This is a genomic window from Mycolicibacterium sp. Y3 (assembly GCF_051188035.1).
GTDB lineage: Bacteria > Actinomycetota > Actinomycetes > Mycobacteriales > Mycobacteriaceae > Mycobacterium > Mycobacterium fluoranthenivorans.
On record NZ_JAVQLT010000001.1, the window covers coordinates 1,282,334 to 1,298,453 of the forward strand.

Sequence of the window (16,120 nt, forward strand, 5' to 3'; positions counted from 1 at the left end):
GTATGGGTATAGCCGACGGTCCGTTGTACGCGAGCGACTTTCGGCCATCTTGTGGCCGCTGATGTCAATTTTCGGACGTCGGATCAGGCCGCGAGCGCCGTCGTGGGCGCGACGTTCGCCGCCGGGTTCGCGGCCAGTGCACCCAACACGGCGGTCCACGTCGGAGCGGAGAACACGATGCCCAGGTGCCCGGCGTTGTAGTTGGGGTACAGATCCTGAAGCACGATGTTGGTGACGTTCGGGCCGGCGGCCAGTGCCTGCTGCGTATACGGCGTCACCACCCAGTCGAACTTCGACGCGATCGTCGTGTACAGCACGCCCGGCCGGGTGTCACCGGCGCCGTAGGTTTCCTGCTGCAGCGGCGAACCGACGGCCTGCTGCGTCCAGGCGGCGCCGAACAGGTCGACGATGCGGTAGATCAGCGGCGCGAGTGCCGGGCCCAGGATGGGGATGTTCTTCAGATCGACCAGCCCGTCCACGTTGGTGCCGTGATTGCTCGGCGCAATTCCGATGAACTGCGAGACCTTCTCGTCCCCGTGCAGATTGTTGATGTAGTAGGACGGCATGATGCCGCCGCCCTGTGAGTGACCGATCAGGATGACCTTGTCCGCGCCGGTCTCGTTGAGTACCCGGTCCACCTCGTCGGAGAGTTCCTGCGCGGACTTGCGGATATCGGCGGTGGCCTGCACCGGGAAGTACGGGTTCGTCGTGGTGTTGCCGTAGTTGAAGGTGTAGACCGTGTAGCCGGCGTTGGCCAGCACCGGGGCGCCCACGCTCCAGTTCACACCCTGGGTGGCGCTGGTGCCGTTGAGCAGGATGATCGGCAGCGGATGGTCGGCCGACATTCCGGTGAACGGAAGATTGGCTCCCGCAGGCGATTTCACCGGATTGAGCCAGGACAGCAGATCGGGCACACCGTAGTTCACCTTGTACGGTCCCTCGCTGACGGCATCCAAAGGCGTGCCGTCCAGCAGTTTGGCCGCGATCGCGGTGGTGCCGGCGACGGTCTTGGCGATGTTGTACGGCAGGCCGAAGAACGGTTTGGGGCCGATGGTGGTGGCCGCCGCCGCGGCCAGATTGTTCACCAGCGACACCGCGATCAAGGCCAGGTCATTGGCCAGCCCGGTCATCTGGCGGGCGAACTGGGTGATCTGCTTGATCGGGTTGGGCACCGATGCCGTGGCCGACGGGGTGACCGCCGCGGTGGCGACCTTCGCGGCCGCGGGTGCCGCCGCAAGAGTGGCGGCCGCGGCACTGACCGTGACGGTCTTGTCCTTCGTCGTCCTCGGCGCCGCGTCGGCATCGGCCGGCGTCGCGGCCGGTTTGGCATCGGCCTTGGTGTCGGACTTGGAACTTGACGTCGTGTCCGTCGCCGGCGTCGCGGTCTTGGGTTTACCCGCCGGGCGGGAGGTGCCGTGCTTGTGGGTGCCGCGGGTCTTGGGTGGATCGGTGGCGGTGGATTTCTCGGTGCCGGATTTCTGGGTGTTCGATTCCCCGGTGGCGGCGCCCTCCCCGGCGGCCGTGGAATCGGCCGTCGGCTTGTCGTGGGTGGCCGGCTCCGACGTGGACGCGCCACCCTCCGACGCGCTGCTCCGTGTGGAGTCCTTCGTCGATGTCCCGTCGGCGTGGGCGACGCCGCCCGCCATCCACATGGTCGCCAACGCCCACAACACCGCACACAACATCGCGACCGACTGCCGCACCCGTGTGCCGCCATGGTTCATCGACATCAGACCCCCCAACCCGATTGGTGATACCAGCGGTCCTGTGTATACCGAACGTGTCGGCGTCGGCGTGGGGTTTTCGCGGGACCGCTACCGTGGCCACGTGACCGAAAGCTTTACCGAAACCTTTGCGGCAAGGGTGGCCGGCTACGCTGACCGGCCCTGTATCGAATTCGGCGGGCGCTGGTACACCGGCACCGAAGTCACCGCCATGGCCGCCGCGGTCGAGGCCGCGCTGGGCTCCGCCGGCGTACCGGCCGGCGCACCGATCGGGCTGGTGGTGCGCAACCGATGGCCGCATGCCGCCGCGACCATCGGTCTGCTGGCGGCGCGCCGCTGGGTGTCGATGATCTATTCGTTCCAATCCTCAGCCGCCATCGCCGCCGATATCGAGAAACTCCGGTTGCCCGCGGTGCTGGCCGACGACGAGGACTGGACCGCGCCGGTGGCCGCCGCCGCCGCGGCGGCAGGCAGTGCCGGCGTGCGGATCTCGGTGAGCGGCGCGCACCTCGTCGATGGCTTGGCGCGCAGTCACGTCGACACCGCTGCGGGCCGCTGCGGTGTGCACGTCCTCACCAGCGGCACCACCGGGCCGCCCAAACGGCAGGCCATTGCGGCCCGTGTGCTGGAACGCGCGGTGTACAGCGTGACCGGCGGGCAGGCCAGCGCCGACGATCCGCCTGAGCTGGTGTACTGGCCACTGGGTGGGATCGGCGGGGTGTGCCAATTGATCACCGGTGCCTATATCGGCAAGCGCATGGTGCTGCTGGAGAAATTCAGCGTCCAGGAGTGGGTGCGGGTGGTGAAAACCTATCGGCTGCAACGGGCCGGGGTGCAACCCACCGTGGTGCGGATGCTGCTGGACGCCGACCTCGACCCCGCGGATCTGGCCTCGTTGCAGTTCATCGTCAGTGCTTCCGGTCCGCTGGATTCGGAGGTGCGCGACGCGTTCGAGCGGCGCTACCGGATTCCGGTGCTGTTGGCCTACGGTGCAACGGAATTCGCCGGATCGGTATGCGCGTGGACGCCCGAGCTGTATCGGGAGTTCGGCGCCACCAAACGGTTGAGCTCAGGAAAGGCGTTGCCCGACACCGAAGTACGGATCATCGACGCGGATACCGGAGAACAACTGGAGGCGGGGCGCCACGGCCTGCTGGAAGCGCGTATCGCGTCGATCAACCCGGACTGGATCCGCACCACCGATATCGCGTCCATCGACTCCGACGGTTTCATCACCTTGCACGGCCGCGCCGACGGTGCGATTAACCGCGGGGGATTCAAGATCCTGCCCGAGACAGTGCGACGGGTGCTGCTGGACCATCCCGGTGTGCGCGACGCCTGCGTGGTCGGGGTACCCGATACCCGGCTGGGCCAGGTGCCGTTCGCCGCTGTGGAAGTCGTCCCGGGTGCCCCCGCACCGGATCCGGCGGCGCTGCTGGGCCTCGTGCGTGAGACGCTGCCGCACCACAGTGTCCCGGTGCGGGTGGTGGTCGTCGACGCGCTGCCCCGCAATCCGGCGCTCAAGGTCAGTCTGCGCGATGTCGCCGCCCTGTACCGGCCGTGAAAAGACGACTGGCCGGGAACCCTGAGGTTTCCGGCCAGTCGGACGAGTGTGGGATCAGATGCAGGGCCGGAAGAAGACGAACTTCACCGGCAGGCAGGCCGAGAACAGCTTCGGCATCCCGATCTTCGGCAGCCCCACCTTGGGCAGGCCGACCTTGGGCAGCCCGATCTTCGGGGACGGTAGCGCCTGCGCGGCGTCGGCGATGGCGCCCATCGCGCTGACCGGAGCCGATGCCGCGGAGGCAATGTTGCTCGTGGCACCGAGCGTGCCGCCGCCGATTCGACTGAACAGCAAAGCGGTGTAGGCCAGATCGTTCACACCGCCGATGGCGCTGGTCGGCACGTCGATCGCGGAGTTCACCACGCTGAACACGTCCTTGGTGGCCTTCACGCCGGACGGCAGGACGTTGGCCTGCTGTGCCACGTGGTAGGCGTTGTTCCACTGCTCGGGGCTGACCTGCGCGACCTGGCGCGGCTGGGCCTTACCGAATGCCGCCGAGAGTGCGCTGCGGCACTCACCGGTGCCGGAGTCGCGGACCTCGGTCTTCTTGCAGTTCGACGAGACACAGTTGCCGTTGAACTCGGACTGGTCGGCCCCGCACTCGGCGGAGCTCGGTGCAGCGGTGATCACGGAAACGACAGCCAGTGGTGCGAAGGCCGCCGCCACGGCCGCCGCGTAGCGGCGCGTCGAGTTGGTCATGGCCAGTCCTCACCCATTGATGTAGCGAACAATTTCCTTAGAGTGTAGACGAGATAACAATGCGGTGGGCCTACAGTTTCTATGCATGCGCTTCGGACTCTTCATTCCGCAAGGTTGGCGACTCGATCTCGTCGACATCCCCACCGAACAACAGTGGCCGCTGATGAGCGAATTGGCTGCTCATGCCGATGCGAGCTGCTGGGATTCGGTGTGGGTGTATGACCATTTCCACACTGTCCCGGTGCCCACCGACGAGGCCACCCATGAGGCGTGGTCGTTGATGGCCGCACTGGCCGCGACCACCAGCAGGGTCAAGCTCGGCCAGATGTGCACCGCCATGAGCTACCGCAACCCCGCCTACCTGGCAAAAATTGCGTCCACCGTCGATGTGATCTCCAGCGGGCGCACCCAGATGGGTATCGGCGGCGGCTGGTACGAGCATGAGTGGCGGGCCTACGGCTACGGTTTCCCGTCCGCAGGCGAACGGTTGGGCCGCCTCGACGAGGGCGTGCAGATCATGCGGGACGCCTGGCGCGACGGCCGCGTCACCTTCGACGGCCGGTACTACCAGGTGAACGACGCCATCGTGGCACCGAAGCCGCTGCAGGAGGGCGGGCTTCCGCTCTGGATCGCCGGTGGCGGCGAGAAGGTCACGCTGAAGATCGCGGCCAAGTACGCGCGGTACACCAATTTCAGCGCGGCTCCCGAGGAGTTCGCCCGCAAATCCGAGATCCTGGCGGGCCACTGCCGCGATGTCGGCACCGACTACGACGCCATCGTGCGCTCGGCCAATTTGAACGCCGTGGTCGGTCGGTCCGAAGCCGAGGTCAAGGACCGGCTGGCCCGGATCCGGGCCCGTCAGGTGAGCAAGGCCGATGCGACTGCCGTCGACGCGATGCTGGCCAACGTCGCCTCACCCGACTCGGCCACCGGCACCCCCGAACAGGTCATCGAGCGGCTCACGCGGCTGCGCGACCTCGGGTGCGAGTACGCCATCCTCTACTTCCCCGAGGCCGCGTACGACCGGTCCGGTATCGAGTTGTTCGAGCGCGAGATCATCCCGGCCCTCGGCTAAGTGGGCACGGCGCTGACCTGATACTGCGTGATCCGCCAGTCGTCCCCATCGCGAGTGAGTGCCACGCCGAGCATCAGGGCCAGCACGGTGCCGTCGGGGCGGGTGAAATCGGCATGCCCGTAGCCCAGCAGCACCTGCTCGGCGGGCCGGCGGATCGCGTACATCCGGTAGTCCACCGTCAGCCCGTGCGGCTGTCCCTCGTAGTAGGCGAACACGCCGTCGCGGCCCACCGTGTAGGGGTGCAGCCCCTGGAACACGGCATCCTCGGTGAACACCGCAGCCACCCGCCCCGGGTCGTGCGTGTCGATCCCGGCCTTCCACTCGTCGAGCACGGTGCGCACGATGTCCTCGCTAGTGCCCGGCACTTTGGCCTCCGTCGACGTGCAGGATCTCGCCGGTGACGAACTTCGCCTGCTCCAGGTACAGCACCGCGTCCACGACGTCGTCGATCTCACCCAGGTGACCCATCGGGTGCAGGGATGCCAGGAAGTCATGGGTCTCGGGTGCGTGCATCGGGGTGTCGATGATGCCCAACGCCACCGCGTTGGACCGGATGCCGCGCCCGGCATACTCGACGGCCAGTGCCTTGGTGGCCGCGTTCAGCCCGCCCTTGGTGAGTGACGCCATCGCCGAGGGCACCTGGGAGTTGGCGTGGTCGACCAGGCTGGTCGAGATGGTGACGATGTTGCCGCCTCCGTCCCGGGTGAGCATGGTGGCCAGTGCGGCACGGGTGACCTCGAAGAAGCCGCGCAGGTTCACGCCCGTGACGGCGTCGTAGTCGGCATCGGTGTATTCGGTGAACGGCTTGGCGACGAAGATGCCGGCGTTGTTGACGACGGTGTCGACGCGGCCGAACCGCTCCATGGCGGCGTCGACGATCCGTCGGCCGACACCCGGTGCGCCGATGTCACCGGCGACGGTCAGCACCATCGGGTCGTCGCTCTCGGTGATGCTGCGGGAATTCGCGACGACCGCGTAGCCGAGCTTGCGGTAGCCGGCGACCAGTGCCTCTCCGATGCCCTGGGAGGCGCCGGTGATGATCGCTACGCGGGTGGTGGGAGTGTTCATGATCCTGCCTTTCTGAGCGGGTCTGTCACCGAGCTCAACGCGAGGATCGCGCCCACGATGCCGTCTCGGCGGGACGGTAATCCTCCCTGGTGCAAGTGTGTGCCTACTAGGCTTTCTCCGGTGGAGCTGCGCCAATTGCGGTACTTCGTCACCGTGGCCGAGGAGTTGAATTTCGGCCGCGCCGCCGAGCGGCTGCGCATCGCGGGTCCGTCGTTGTCACAGCAGATCAAGGTGCTCGAACGTGAGCTCAAGATCCAGTTGTTCGACCGGGATCGGCGTTCGGTTGCGCTCACCGCGGCAGGGGCCGCGCTGTTGCCCGGTGCGCGGGCACTGATCGAGCAGGCCGACGAATTACGCAGGAGTGCAGCGGGATTGGTGGTCTCCGATCCCGTGCGCATCGGCTATGTCAACTGGTGCCCGGTCGGCTGGGCCGAACGGGCCGCGGGGGTGGTGCAGCTTCGGGTGGACACCTGGGTGATGCCGTCGCACACCCAGGCGGCCCGGGTGGCCGAAGGCAGCCTGGATCTGGCGATCTGCTGGGTGCAGGGCGCCGACCTCGTTGCGCTGTCGCTGGAGGCCAGATTGGTGGGCGTCGATCGGCTCTACGCCCTGTGTCCGGGCAGCGACGAATCGCCGGTATCGGCCAAGGACACCGTCGTGCTGGTCGATACGGACACCGCGAGCTGGTCGTCCTGGAACCGCTACGCCGAGCAGTTCGCCGCCGATACCGGGGCCCGGGTGATGCGCACCGATGACGGCGGAGTCACCGGGCCGACGTTCTTCGAGCATGTGCGCAACCTGGGCAGGCCCGTGCTGAACAATCCCAAAGGGCAGAACGACGTGCAGCCGCGCGATCTGGTGCGCCGGCCGGTGGTGGGACCCACCCCGGTGTGGACGTGGTCACTGGTGTGGCGCCGGGGCGAATCCAATCCGATCGTCCACGCCGTCATCGACGAATTCACACGTGATACAGGCGGTTTGGGAGTGCTCGACGCTGACGCGTGGCTTCCGGCCGATGATCCATACCGCAGCGGTCGCCAGCGCGGCCAGTGACACGATGAACGCCGACGCGAACAGTGCGGGCCGGTAGCCGCCGTCGAGCAGCGGGGCCACCAGCAGCGGCCCCAGGATTTGGCCGACGGAGTAGCCGGCGGTCAGCACGGCCACCGCGCCGCGGACACCGAGCAACCTGCCTTCGGCCATCGCCAGTGTGCTCACCCCGATGAAGGTGCCCCCGAACAGCAGGGCGCCGGTCAGGCTGGCGGCCACGCTGCCCTGACCGGCCAGCGCGATCCCGGCGGCCTGCAGCGCCAGTGCCACGGTGAGCATGACCGGCTGCCCGTGCCGCTTGCCGAGCCGAGCCCACAGGGCGGCCGACGGGATGACAGCCAGACCCACCACCAGCCAGACGCTGCTGCCCAGGGCGCCGGGGGAGTGTTGTGCCACCGCCGCTACCAGGAAGGTGCCGGCGATGATGTAGCCGATGCCCTCCAGGGTGTAGCCGGTGAACAGGAGCAGGAAGCGAGTGCTGCCCGCCCTGCCGGCGGCCAGGAGCGAAGCGACCGGGGAGTCGGCGGAGCCCCGATGCGCCCGCGCCCGCGCGGTGGCGGCCGTCGCGGTCACTGGTTGCGGGTGCACCAGCACGCCGAGCGCACCGAGTATCGCGGCCAGCGCGGCCGCCGACCACCATGCCGTACGCCAGCCCGTGTGCGCGGGTAGTGCGAGCACCAGCACCGCCGACAATGCGATCCCCGCGCCCACCCCGCCGAACCCCCAGCCGGCTTTCTCCGGGAGCCGTTCCATCAGGGTGTTGACCGCGATGACGAACACCACCGCACTGGCGAAGCCGGCCAGGGTACGCAGGGTCAGCCATGCAAAAAGGTTGAGCGTCAACGGCATTGCTGCCATGCTTGCGACGATCGCCACCAGTGCGGCCCGGCACGCCGGCCCGGAACGGGCCAACCGCGGAGACAACATCGTCGCGACGGCCCCACCCAGGTAGCCGAGGTAGTTGGCGGTCGCCAGATGCCCGCCGGAGTGGGCGGTCAGCCCGGTCTGGGCGGTCATCATCGGCAGGATCGGGGTGTAGACGAACCGGCCGACCCCCATGGCCGCCGCCAGGGCCGCGGCGGTGGGCAGTACCGACGTGTGCAGATGTCGTCGCATCGTTTCATCGTCGGCACGGTGCGCACCCCCGGCCAGGATCGGTGTGCTCGCAGCTGGAAGGAGATTCCTCGCAACGGTCAGGTACCGAGCCCGGCGGCGCAGGCGTTGTGCGCGCTATGACTGAGAAAATCACGGCGCTGGTCACCGGCGCCAACCGCGGGCTCGGCAAACGGCTCGCCATCGAATTGGTCGCACGTGGTGCGAAGGTGTACGCCGCGGCGCGGCGGCCCGAGACCGTCGACCTGCCCGGCGTCATCCCGATCCAGCTGGATATCACCGACCCGGCATCGGTACGCCGAGCCGCCCGGATAGCCGCCGATGTCACGGTGCTGGTGAACAACGCCGGGGTGTCCACCCGGGCCAATCTGCTCACCGGGCCGATCGAGGATGTGCGGCTGGAAATGGAGACCCACTACTTCGGCACGCTCAACGTGATCCGTGCATTCGCTCCGATCATCGAAGGCAACGGCGGTGGCGCCATCTTGAATGTGTTGTCGGTGCTGTCCTGGCTGCATCCGCACACCTCGGGTGCCTACGCCTCGGCGAAGGCGGCGGCCTGGGCGCTCACCGACGCGGTACGCGAAGAGCTGGCCCCGCGCGGGGTGAGCGTGTCAGCCCTGCACGTCGGCTATATGGACACCGATATGGTCACCTACATCCCGGCCGATCAGAAGACCGATCCCGCGGTGGTCGCCCGGCTGGCCGTGGACGGATTGCTCGACGGGGCGCCGGAGATCATCGCCGACGACATCTCGCGCAACGCCAAAGCGGCGCTGTCCGATGCGAGGGGCGGCGAAGGCGTCGCACCGTCATCTCGGGCCTGAGTTCGGTCCAACTGCGGCTTCTCGGATTGCGGACGGCCCGGAAGTGGAAGCATCGGGTCTCATGGAGAAGATCTCATTGACGGCCCTTGCCCGCCAAGAACTGGCCTCAGCCCGCGCCGCCGGCAGCGGTCGCAGTGCACACACCGTGTACGGCGGCCACGAGCACGCCCTGCGGCAGACCCTCATCGCGCTGACCGAGGGGCACGGTCTCGATGAGCACGAGAGCCCGGGGGAGGCCACCCTGCACGTGATCGAAGGCCGGGTTCGGCTCAGTAATGCCGAGGCGAGCTGGGAGGGGTCGCCCGGCGATCACCTCGTCATCCCGCGGACCCGGCACCGCCTAGACGCGCTGGCGGACTCGGCGGTGCTGCTGACCGTCGTCAAGCCCGTCGGGCCGCACGTCTGAGAATCAGAACGGACTTGAGTTGGACTGCCACTTCGCCGATTCGGGGCGGGGACCGAAGCGGCGGGCGTAGTCCTCGTGCAGGCGGGCGTTGCGCTCGCGGTTGGCCGAGTCGACCAGGTTGGGGTCGAGGCCGTGCTGAGCGAGGCGGTGTCTGCGCCAGATCTTGTTGAGTACGAACGCCATCACCACGGCCCAGAAATAGATGGGCACCGTCATCTCGAGATGCACGTACAGCGACGCCGGCAGCAGCCACAGGGGGGCCAGGACGAACAGCGGTGGAATCGAGTACCGGATCATGTGCCGCCGGATCGCGCCCGGGCCGGTCAGGTCGTCGGCCACCCATTCCCGCATCGAGTCGGGCAGGCGTCGCCCATAGGCGTACGCGAGGTACTGCAACGTGGTGGGCTGGGACGCGGTCATCGTGGCTCCTACGGTCGGTGCCGGGTAGTACTTAGATAGTACACTAATGATTAGGGCGCTAATCAAGTAGTACACTGTGTCCATGGCCACCATGACCGAAGAAGTCGATCCCCTCGCCCTGGAGCGTCAGGTGTGCTTCGCGCTGGCGGTGACCAACCGGGCCGTGCTCGCGGTCTACCGTCCACTGCTGGAACCGCTCGGCCTCACCCATCCCCAGTACCTGGTGATGCTGGCGCTCTGGGACAACGCCAACGCCGAGGGGGTTCCCTTGTCGGTCAAGCAGATCGCCGCTCTTCTGCAGCTGGAACCGGCCACCATCTCGCCCATGCTCAAACGGCTCGAGGCGCTGGGGCTGGTCACCCGCACCCGCAGCAGTGCCGATGAGCGCACCACCCACGTCGAGCTCACGGCGGACGGTCGTGCATTACGGCGTCGGGCGCTCGACATCCCGCCCGCCGTGGTCGCCCGCCTCGGTGTCGATCTCGCCGAACTGGAGCACCTACACAAGGTGCTCACCCGGATCAACGCGGCAGCGGTGGCCGCGGGCGCGCTGGACGCCTAGATCGCCGGTCCCAACAGGTCGTCGGCGTCCTTGATGATGTAGCCGTAGCCCTGCTCGGCCAGGAAGCGCTGCCGGTGCGCGGCGTACTCGGCATCCAGGCTGTCGCGGGAGACCACCGAGTAGAACACCGCGCCGCCGCCGTCGGCCTTCGGCCGCAGCAACCGGCCCAGTCGTTGCGCCTCCTCCTGTCGGGACCCGAAGGTGCCCGAAACCTGAACGGCCACAGATGCTTCCGGTAGGTCGATGGAGAAGTTCGCCACCTTGCTGACCACCAGTGTCCGTATCTCACCCCGGCGGAACTGGTCGAACAACGCCTCGCGCTCGGCGTTCTTGGTCGAACCCTGGATCACCGGGGCGTTCAGTTCCGCACCGAGCTCGTCGAGCTGGTCCAGGTAGGCGCCGATGACCAGGGTGGGTTCTTTCGGGTGGCGTTCCAGGATCGACTTCACCACGGCGATCTTGGTGTGCGCCGTAGAGCAGAGTTTGTACCGCTCCTCGGGTTCGGCCGTCGCGTAGAGCATCCGCTCGTTGTCGGTCATGGTGACCCGCACCTCGATGCATTCGGCGGGCGCGATCCAGCCCTGGGCCTCGATGTCCTTCCACGGTGCGTCATAGCGTTTCGGGCCGATCAGGCTGAACACATCGCCCTCCCGGCCGTCCTCGCGAATCAGCGTGGCGGTCAGTCCCAGTCGGCGGCGCGACTGCAGGTCCGCGGTCATCCGGAAGACCGGCGCGGGCAGCAGGTGCACCTCGTCGTAGATGATCAGACCCCAGTCACGGCTGTCGAACAGCTCGAGGTGCTTGTACTCGCCCTTGGTGCGGCGGGTGATCACCTGATACGTCGCGATGGTGACCGGCCGGATCTCCTTGCGTTCGCCCGAGTATTCGCCGATCTCGTTCTCGGTCAAGGAGGTTCGTGCGATCAGCTCGCGCTTCCACTGCCGCCCGGCGACGGTGTTGGTGACCAGGATCAACGTCGTCGCCCCGGCCTTGGCCATCGCCGCGGCGCCCACCAGCGTCTTACCGGCACCGCACGGCAGCACCACCACACCGGAGCCGCCGGCCCAGAACGAGTCCGCGGCCATCTCCTGGTAGTCGCGCAGCTCCCAGCCGTCCTGCTCCAGGGTGATGGGATGCGCCTCACCGTCCACGTAACCGGCGAGATCCTCGGCCGGCCAACCGATCTTGAGCAGCATCTGCTTGACCCGCCCGCGTTCGCTGCCGTGCACGACGACGGTGTCGTCGTCGAGGCGTGCGCCCAGCATCGGGGCGATCTTCTTGTGCCGCAGTACCTCTTCGAGCACTGCGCGGTCGAAGCTGACCAGGGTCAGGCCGTGCGCCGGATGCTTGACCAGCTGCAGCCGGCCGTACCGGGCCATGGTGTCGACGATGTCCACCAACAGCGGTTGCGGTACCGCGTACCGGGAGAAGCTCACCAGCGCGTCGACCACCTGCTCGGCGTCATGTCCGGCCGCGCGCGCATTCCACAGCGCGAGCGGGGTGATGCGGTAGGTGTGGATGTGTTCAGGGGCACGTTCGAGCTCGGCGAACGGCGCGATGGCCGCGCGGGCTGCGCCGGCGAGCTCGTGGTCGACTTCGAGCAGCACCGTTTTGTCGGACTGCACGATCAAGGGGCCGTCAGTCATGAGCGGCCTTCATGCGCGGAGATCATCCCGTCCATTATCCAGGGTCTGCCGACACCACGGACGTCACGCGATGGATCGCGAACTCGCGGACCCGTCCGGCGGCCGGATCGAAGGCGGTCAGCTGGCCGCCGCGGATGTTGATCGGCTCGACCACCCGCTGGGTCGCCACCCCGGCCGGGTCGACATAACCCATCACCACCGGCTGCTGGTTGAGCGCGGCCTGCTGCAGCTGCGCGATCAACCCGGCGGGGTCCAGACGCTGCCCTGCGGCGGGCGCGGTGGACACCTTGCGCAGCACGGCGACGATCGCGGCGAGCGTCTGCGCCGCGGGTGCGCTCAGCGGTCGGTACGTCCGGCGCCGGCCCTGCACGGGCACCCTGGCGCCGCGGACGCTGATATCGACGACGGCACCGGAGGAATCCTCGGCCGCCGGGACGAAGCCGGCGGCGCGCAGGGCCGCCAGCACATCGCCGATCTGTGCCTGCGAGACCGCCACCGTCGGCGCCAGCACGCGCAGTTCCAGTGACTCGGTGGCCGGGCTGGCCACCGCCTGGGCGAGCAGCGCGGGGTCCTCACACCGCACGAAGGATGCGGCCATCCCGACCCGAAGCTGCCCGTGCCGGCGGGCCACATCGTCGATCAGGTAGGTCAAACCTTGGGGCACAGGAGTTTTCGAATGCCGTTCGAAGAACGCGTGCAGCTCGCTGGCGGTACGCCCGGAGTCCAGGGCGTGCCGGATGGACGCCTCGCTGATCCGGTAGACCATCGCCGCACCCGCCGATTCGACGGTGGCCACCGCGCCCAGTTGCTCGGCCAGGTCCCGTTGCAGCGGACCGGGCACCACCACCGTGAGATCGGCCTGCAGCAGGAAGTGGTCGAGCGGTGCGGGCAGCGCCTTGTCCATCGCGGCGACGACCTCGTCGTCGGTGCCGCCGGCGAGCAGCACCCGCGCCGGGGTGGCGATGGCACCGCGCCCCACCACGCCCACCGCGTGCGCCTCGCGCAGCAGGTCGGTGACGGGCTCGAGCTGCAGCCGGGCGCCCCAGCGCGGACGGTGCCAGATCATGGCGCCGGCCGCCGAGGCGGCGTCCACCCCGGCGCCCGGCTTCAGCTCGGCCAGGGTGGCCAGGAGCAGCCGTCGATCCAGCGGTGCTGCGGTGGAGTACAACGCATCGGAGAGCGCACCGTAGGGTTTGCCGTCCGGACCGCGGGTGCCCACCAGCCCCGGCCGCGACGGCAGGTCCAGCCAGGTGGCGGCGATCAACTGCCAGCGGGCGGCGGTGGTGGCTTCCAGGAAGCGGTCGGCGGCCACCGTCGGGGCCCAGTACGGGGCGCTGCCGTCCGGCGGAAGTGGATCGGGTACTCCGGAGGCGATCAGGCCCGCCCCGGCCGCGATGTCGAGGATCAGGCCCAGTCGCTGTTCGTCGATACCCGTCAGCTTGGTCAGCCGTTTGACGTCGCGTACCCCGAGACCGCCGGCCCGCAGCTCGGAAATCGGTGTGGCCGAGAGTGTTTCGAGTACCAGGTCGATCTCGCGGAGCAGATCGATCGCCGCGCCGGCGGCCACCGAGTCGGCGTCGGCCTGCTTGGTCTTGTGCACGGTGGGATCCGGGCGGTGCAGCCCGACCGGACCTGGCAGTTCGCCGCGCAGCACCTGCGCGACCAGCCGGGGCAGGATCACCGTGTCGGTGTCGATGCGGTGCAACAGCCCGGCGGCGAGTAGGCGTTGCACCGGCCGGTCGGCGGGCGTACTGGGCGCCGCGTCGCGGGTGCGCCCCACCGGCGAGCCCTCCGACAACCGGACCAGCAGCTCGCGCTGGGGTTCGTCGATACCGGCCAGCAGTGCCGTGATCGTCGCCGGATCCAGATCGGGCTCGGCCTGGCTGGCCTGTCCGGGAAACCACGGCAGACCGGAGGCCACCTCGGGTGTCACGCGCAGGGCGTCCGTGCCCCACACCAGCGCGCGGTCCGTGAGGTCGGTCAGCGCGGCCTGCACCTCGTTGGCGTTGGCCCGGGAGCCGAGGAACTCCACGACCGCCTCGGGTCGGACCGGTCCGGCGTCGGCCTGCAGTGCGAGCATCGCGTCGAGCACCGCCAGATGCAGGAAATCCAGCGCGTCGGTGGCGGCTTTCACCGACTGGCGGGCCTGGGCGCGGGCCGCGAGCGCCGCGATCGTGCCCGGTGGCGGCTGGGTGAGGTCGGGTCGCAACTCCAGCAGACGAATCAGACGGTCGTCGGGAAGGTCGGCCAACCAGACACCCAGGGGCACGGTCGGCATCGATCCCCCGGTCCCTCCGTGTTGGCTCATCGCTGACCAGCGTAAAGCAGCTTCCTGCGGGGCCGAGCGGTGAGACGGCCACCGGTCTCGCTCCGGCGCGCAGTACCTGCCACAATGGCAGTCGTGGCTGACAAGAAGAACCAGTACGTCGACAATGGCTGGCCCGAGGTTGCCGACGGCGAGCACGCCGTCAGTGAGCTCGCCACCGACCGCGTGGGTGCCCTCTCGCCGTTCGGCGATGTGACCTTCCCGCTGCCGGCCGAGGATCTGCCGTTTTTGCACTCGGTCACCGTCATCAACAAGTAGTCAGGTGAGCGGGCTCTCGCACCTCGACGAGTCGGGCGCCGCCCACATGGTCGACGTCACGGCCAAGGATGCGACGAAGCGCACCGCCGTGGCCGTCGGCACGGTGCAGACCCGTGCCGATGTCATCGAGCTCATCGCCGGCGGCGGGCTGCCCAAGGGCGACGCCCTGGCCACGGCCCGGGTCGCCGGCATTCTCGCCGCCAAACGCACCAGTGACCTGATCCCGCTGTGCCACCAGCTGGCCCTCACGGGTGTGGACGTCGACTTCACCATCGGCAGCACCGAGGTGACCATCACCGCCACCGTCCGTACCACCGACCGCACCGGCGTCGAGATGGAAGCGCTGACCGCGGTGAGCGTGGCCGCGCTGACCCTGTACGACATGATCAAGGCCGTCGACCGGGCCGCCCGCATCGACGGGATTCAGGTGGTGCACAAAGAGGGCGGCAAGACGGGTACGTGGACACGATGACGACGGCGACACGATGAGAACGGCCCAGGTCATCGTGGCGTCCACCCGCGCGTCCGCCGGCGTCTATGAGGACCGCAGCGGACCGGTGATCGTGGACTGGCTCACCGCCCGCGGATTCGAGGTCCCGCCGCCCGTGGTGGTCGCCGACGGGGTCGCGGTCAGTCGCGCCCTGTTCGCCGCGGTCGGGGCGCGCGTCGACGTGGTGCTCACCTCCGGGGGCACCGGCATCTCGCCGACCGACCGCACCGCAGATGCCACGGCGAACATCGTCGACTACCAGATCCCCGGCCTGGCCGATGCCATCCGCCGTTCCGGACTGCCGCACGTGCCGACCTCGGTGCTCTCGCGGGGTGTGTGCGGCGTGCGCGACGGGGTCCTGATCGTCAACCTGCCAGGTTCCACCGGTGGTGTGAAAGACGGGCTGGGCGTGCTGGACGGGGTCCTGGAGCACGCGCTGGACCAACTGCGCGGTGGTGACCATGCCCGCTGAGATCGTCCGCGTCGCGCTCACCGAGGACCTGATCTCACTGCCCGAACACGAGGCGCTGGTCGCCCATGAGGCGGCCGGGGCGGTGGTCGGCTTCTCCGGTGTGGTGCGCGATCACGACGGCGGTCGCTCGGTCACCCGGCTGGAGTATTCCGCGCACCCGTCGGCCCTGCAGACGCTGACCGAGGTGGTCGAAGAGGTGGCCGGCGAGGCCCAGGGGGTGCGGGCGGTCGCGGTGAGCCATCGCATCGGTGTGCTGCACATCGGCGATGCTGCGTTGACCGTCGCCGTCGCCGCCGACCATCGGGGCGCCGCGTTCCAGACGTGTGCGCTGCTGGTGGAGCGCGTGAAGGCCCGGCTGCCGGTGTGGAAGCACCAGTTCTTCGGCGACGGGACCGACGAGTGGGTCAACTCGGCCTGAGC

17 protein-coding genes and 1 pseudogene are annotated in these 16,120 nt (G+C 68.5%); 10 read left to right on the forward strand and 8 right to left on the reverse strand.

Going from position 1 to position 16,120, the window contains the following annotated elements:
- Positions 1-83: 83 nt before the first annotated feature.
- Positions 84-1,730 (reverse strand): alpha/beta fold hydrolase, encoded by a 1,647-nt coding sequence (locus QN239_RS06325; RefSeq protein WP_499008773.1) that lies wholly within the window; start codon positions 1,728-1,730, stop codon positions 84-86.
- 97 nt (positions 1,731-1,827) lie between these two features.
- On the opposite strand from QN239_RS06325, the gene QN239_RS06330 reads away from it, so the two are divergent.
- Complete coding sequence (locus QN239_RS06330; protein ID WP_499008774.1) at positions 1,828-3,288, forward strand: class I adenylate-forming enzyme family protein; 1,461 nt, start codon at positions 1,828-1,830, stop codon at positions 3,286-3,288.
- 54 nt (positions 3,289-3,342) lie between these two features.
- Here the strand turns inward: QN239_RS06330 and QN239_RS06335 are convergent, their stop codons facing one another.
- Entirely contained in the window at positions 3,343-3,987 is a 645-nt protein-coding gene (locus QN239_RS06335) for a hypothetical protein (protein ID WP_499008776.1), read from the reverse strand.
- Between the two features lie 85 nt (positions 3,988-4,072).
- On the opposite strand from QN239_RS06335, the gene QN239_RS06340 reads away from it, so the two are divergent.
- The gene (locus tag QN239_RS06340; protein WP_499008777.1) at positions 4,073-5,062 is read left to right on the forward strand and encodes an LLM class F420-dependent oxidoreductase; all 990 of its coding nucleotides are present in this window, start codon (positions 4,073-4,075) and stop codon (positions 5,060-5,062) included.
- Here the strand turns inward: QN239_RS06340 and QN239_RS06345 are convergent.
- Together QN239_RS06345 and QN239_RS06350 are read right to left on the reverse strand one after the other, a co-directional pair.
- Positions 5,059-5,427, reverse strand: coding sequence for an SgcJ/EcaC family oxidoreductase (locus tag QN239_RS06345; protein ID WP_499008778.1), 369 nt, complete (start codon positions 5,425-5,427; stop codon positions 5,059-5,061). The two genes, QN239_RS06340 and QN239_RS06345, sit on opposite strands and share 4 nt — an antisense overlap.
- On the reverse strand, positions 5,414-6,130 hold the full coding sequence (locus QN239_RS06350; RefSeq protein WP_499008779.1) for an SDR family NAD(P)-dependent oxidoreductase: 717 nt from the start codon (positions 6,128-6,130) through the stop codon (positions 5,414-5,416). The genes QN239_RS06345 and QN239_RS06350 overlap by 14 nt, the downstream gene beginning before the upstream one ends.
- 120 nt (positions 6,131-6,250) lie before the next feature.
- Between QN239_RS06350 and QN239_RS06355 the strand changes: the two genes are divergently transcribed.
- The gene (locus QN239_RS06355) at positions 6,251-7,183 is read left to right on the forward strand and encodes a LysR family transcriptional regulator (RefSeq protein ID WP_499008781.1); all 933 of its coding nucleotides are present in this window, start codon (positions 6,251-6,253) and stop codon (positions 7,181-7,183) included.
- A gap of 42 nt (positions 7,184-7,225) precedes the next feature.
- Here QN239_RS06355 and QN239_RS06360 read toward each other — a convergent pair.
- Positions 7,226-8,296: pseudogene (locus tag QN239_RS06360) on the reverse strand (YbfB/YjiJ family MFS transporter); the annotation flags it as partial.
- Positions 8,297-8,412: 116 nt separating this feature from the next.
- On the opposite strand from QN239_RS06360, the gene QN239_RS06365 reads away from it, so the two are divergent.
- Together QN239_RS06365 and QN239_RS06370 are read left to right on the forward strand one after the other, a co-directional pair.
- Complete coding sequence (locus tag QN239_RS06365) at positions 8,413-9,120, forward strand: SDR family oxidoreductase (protein ID WP_499008782.1); 708 nt, start codon at positions 8,413-8,415, stop codon at positions 9,118-9,120.
- A 61-nt stretch (positions 9,121-9,181) separates the two neighbouring features.
- Positions 9,182-9,526: a cupin domain-containing protein gene (locus QN239_RS06370; RefSeq protein WP_499008784.1), complete on the forward strand. Its 345-nt coding sequence runs from the start codon at positions 9,182-9,184 to the stop codon at positions 9,524-9,526.
- A gap of 3 nt (positions 9,527-9,529) precedes the next feature.
- Here QN239_RS06370 and QN239_RS06375 read toward each other — a convergent pair whose 3' ends face one another.
- On the reverse strand, positions 9,530-9,946 hold the full coding sequence (locus QN239_RS06375; RefSeq protein WP_499008786.1) for a DUF5313 domain-containing protein: 417 nt from the start codon (positions 9,944-9,946) through the stop codon (positions 9,530-9,532).
- Positions 9,947-10,028: 82 nt separating this feature from the next.
- On the opposite strand from QN239_RS06375, the gene QN239_RS06380 reads away from it, so the two are divergent.
- Positions 10,029-10,508 (forward strand): MarR family winged helix-turn-helix transcriptional regulator, encoded by a 480-nt coding sequence (locus QN239_RS06380; RefSeq protein WP_499008787.1) that lies wholly within the window; start codon positions 10,029-10,031, stop codon positions 10,506-10,508.
- On the opposite strand, the gene QN239_RS06385 is transcribed toward QN239_RS06380, so the two are convergent.
- Both QN239_RS06385 and QN239_RS06390 read right to left on the reverse strand, forming a co-directional pair.
- Entirely contained in the window at positions 10,505-12,154 is a 1,650-nt protein-coding gene (locus tag QN239_RS06385; RefSeq protein WP_167165039.1) for a DNA repair helicase XPB, read from the reverse strand. The two genes, QN239_RS06380 and QN239_RS06385, sit on opposite strands and share 4 nt — an antisense overlap.
- Positions 12,155-12,188: 34 nt before the next feature.
- Positions 12,189-14,462, reverse strand: a complete 2,274-nt coding sequence (locus tag QN239_RS06390; protein WP_499008789.1) for a helicase-associated domain-containing protein — start codon at positions 14,460-14,462, stop codon at positions 12,189-12,191.
- A gap of 84 nt (positions 14,463-14,546) precedes the next feature.
- Here QN239_RS06390 and QN239_RS06395 point away from each other — a divergent pair, with 84 nt between their 5' ends.
- From QN239_RS06395 to QN239_RS06410, 4 genes are read left to right on the forward strand one after another with little or no spacing between them, the layout of a single operon-like run.
- Positions 14,547-14,738 carry a hypothetical protein gene (locus QN239_RS06395; RefSeq protein ID WP_090354602.1) on the forward strand — a complete coding sequence of 64 codons (192 nt, stop codon included), beginning with the start codon at positions 14,547-14,549 and terminating at the stop codon, positions 14,736-14,738.
- Positions 14,739-14,742: 4 nt separating this feature from the next.
- On the forward strand, positions 14,743-15,210 hold the full coding sequence (gene moaC / locus QN239_RS06400; RefSeq protein ID WP_499008791.1) for a cyclic pyranopterin monophosphate synthase MoaC: 468 nt from the start codon (positions 14,743-14,745) through the stop codon (positions 15,208-15,210).
- A 13-nt stretch (positions 15,211-15,223) separates the two neighbouring features.
- Positions 15,224-15,700: a MogA/MoaB family molybdenum cofactor biosynthesis protein gene (locus QN239_RS06405; RefSeq protein ID WP_499008793.1), complete on the forward strand. Its 477-nt coding sequence runs from the start codon at positions 15,224-15,226 to the stop codon at positions 15,698-15,700.
- Entirely contained in the window at positions 15,690-16,118 is a 429-nt protein-coding gene (locus QN239_RS06410; RefSeq protein WP_499008795.1) for a molybdenum cofactor biosynthesis protein MoaE, read from the forward strand. The genes QN239_RS06405 and QN239_RS06410 overlap by 11 nt, the downstream gene beginning before the upstream one ends.
- The last annotated feature ends 2 nt before the right edge of the window (positions 16,119-16,120 follow it).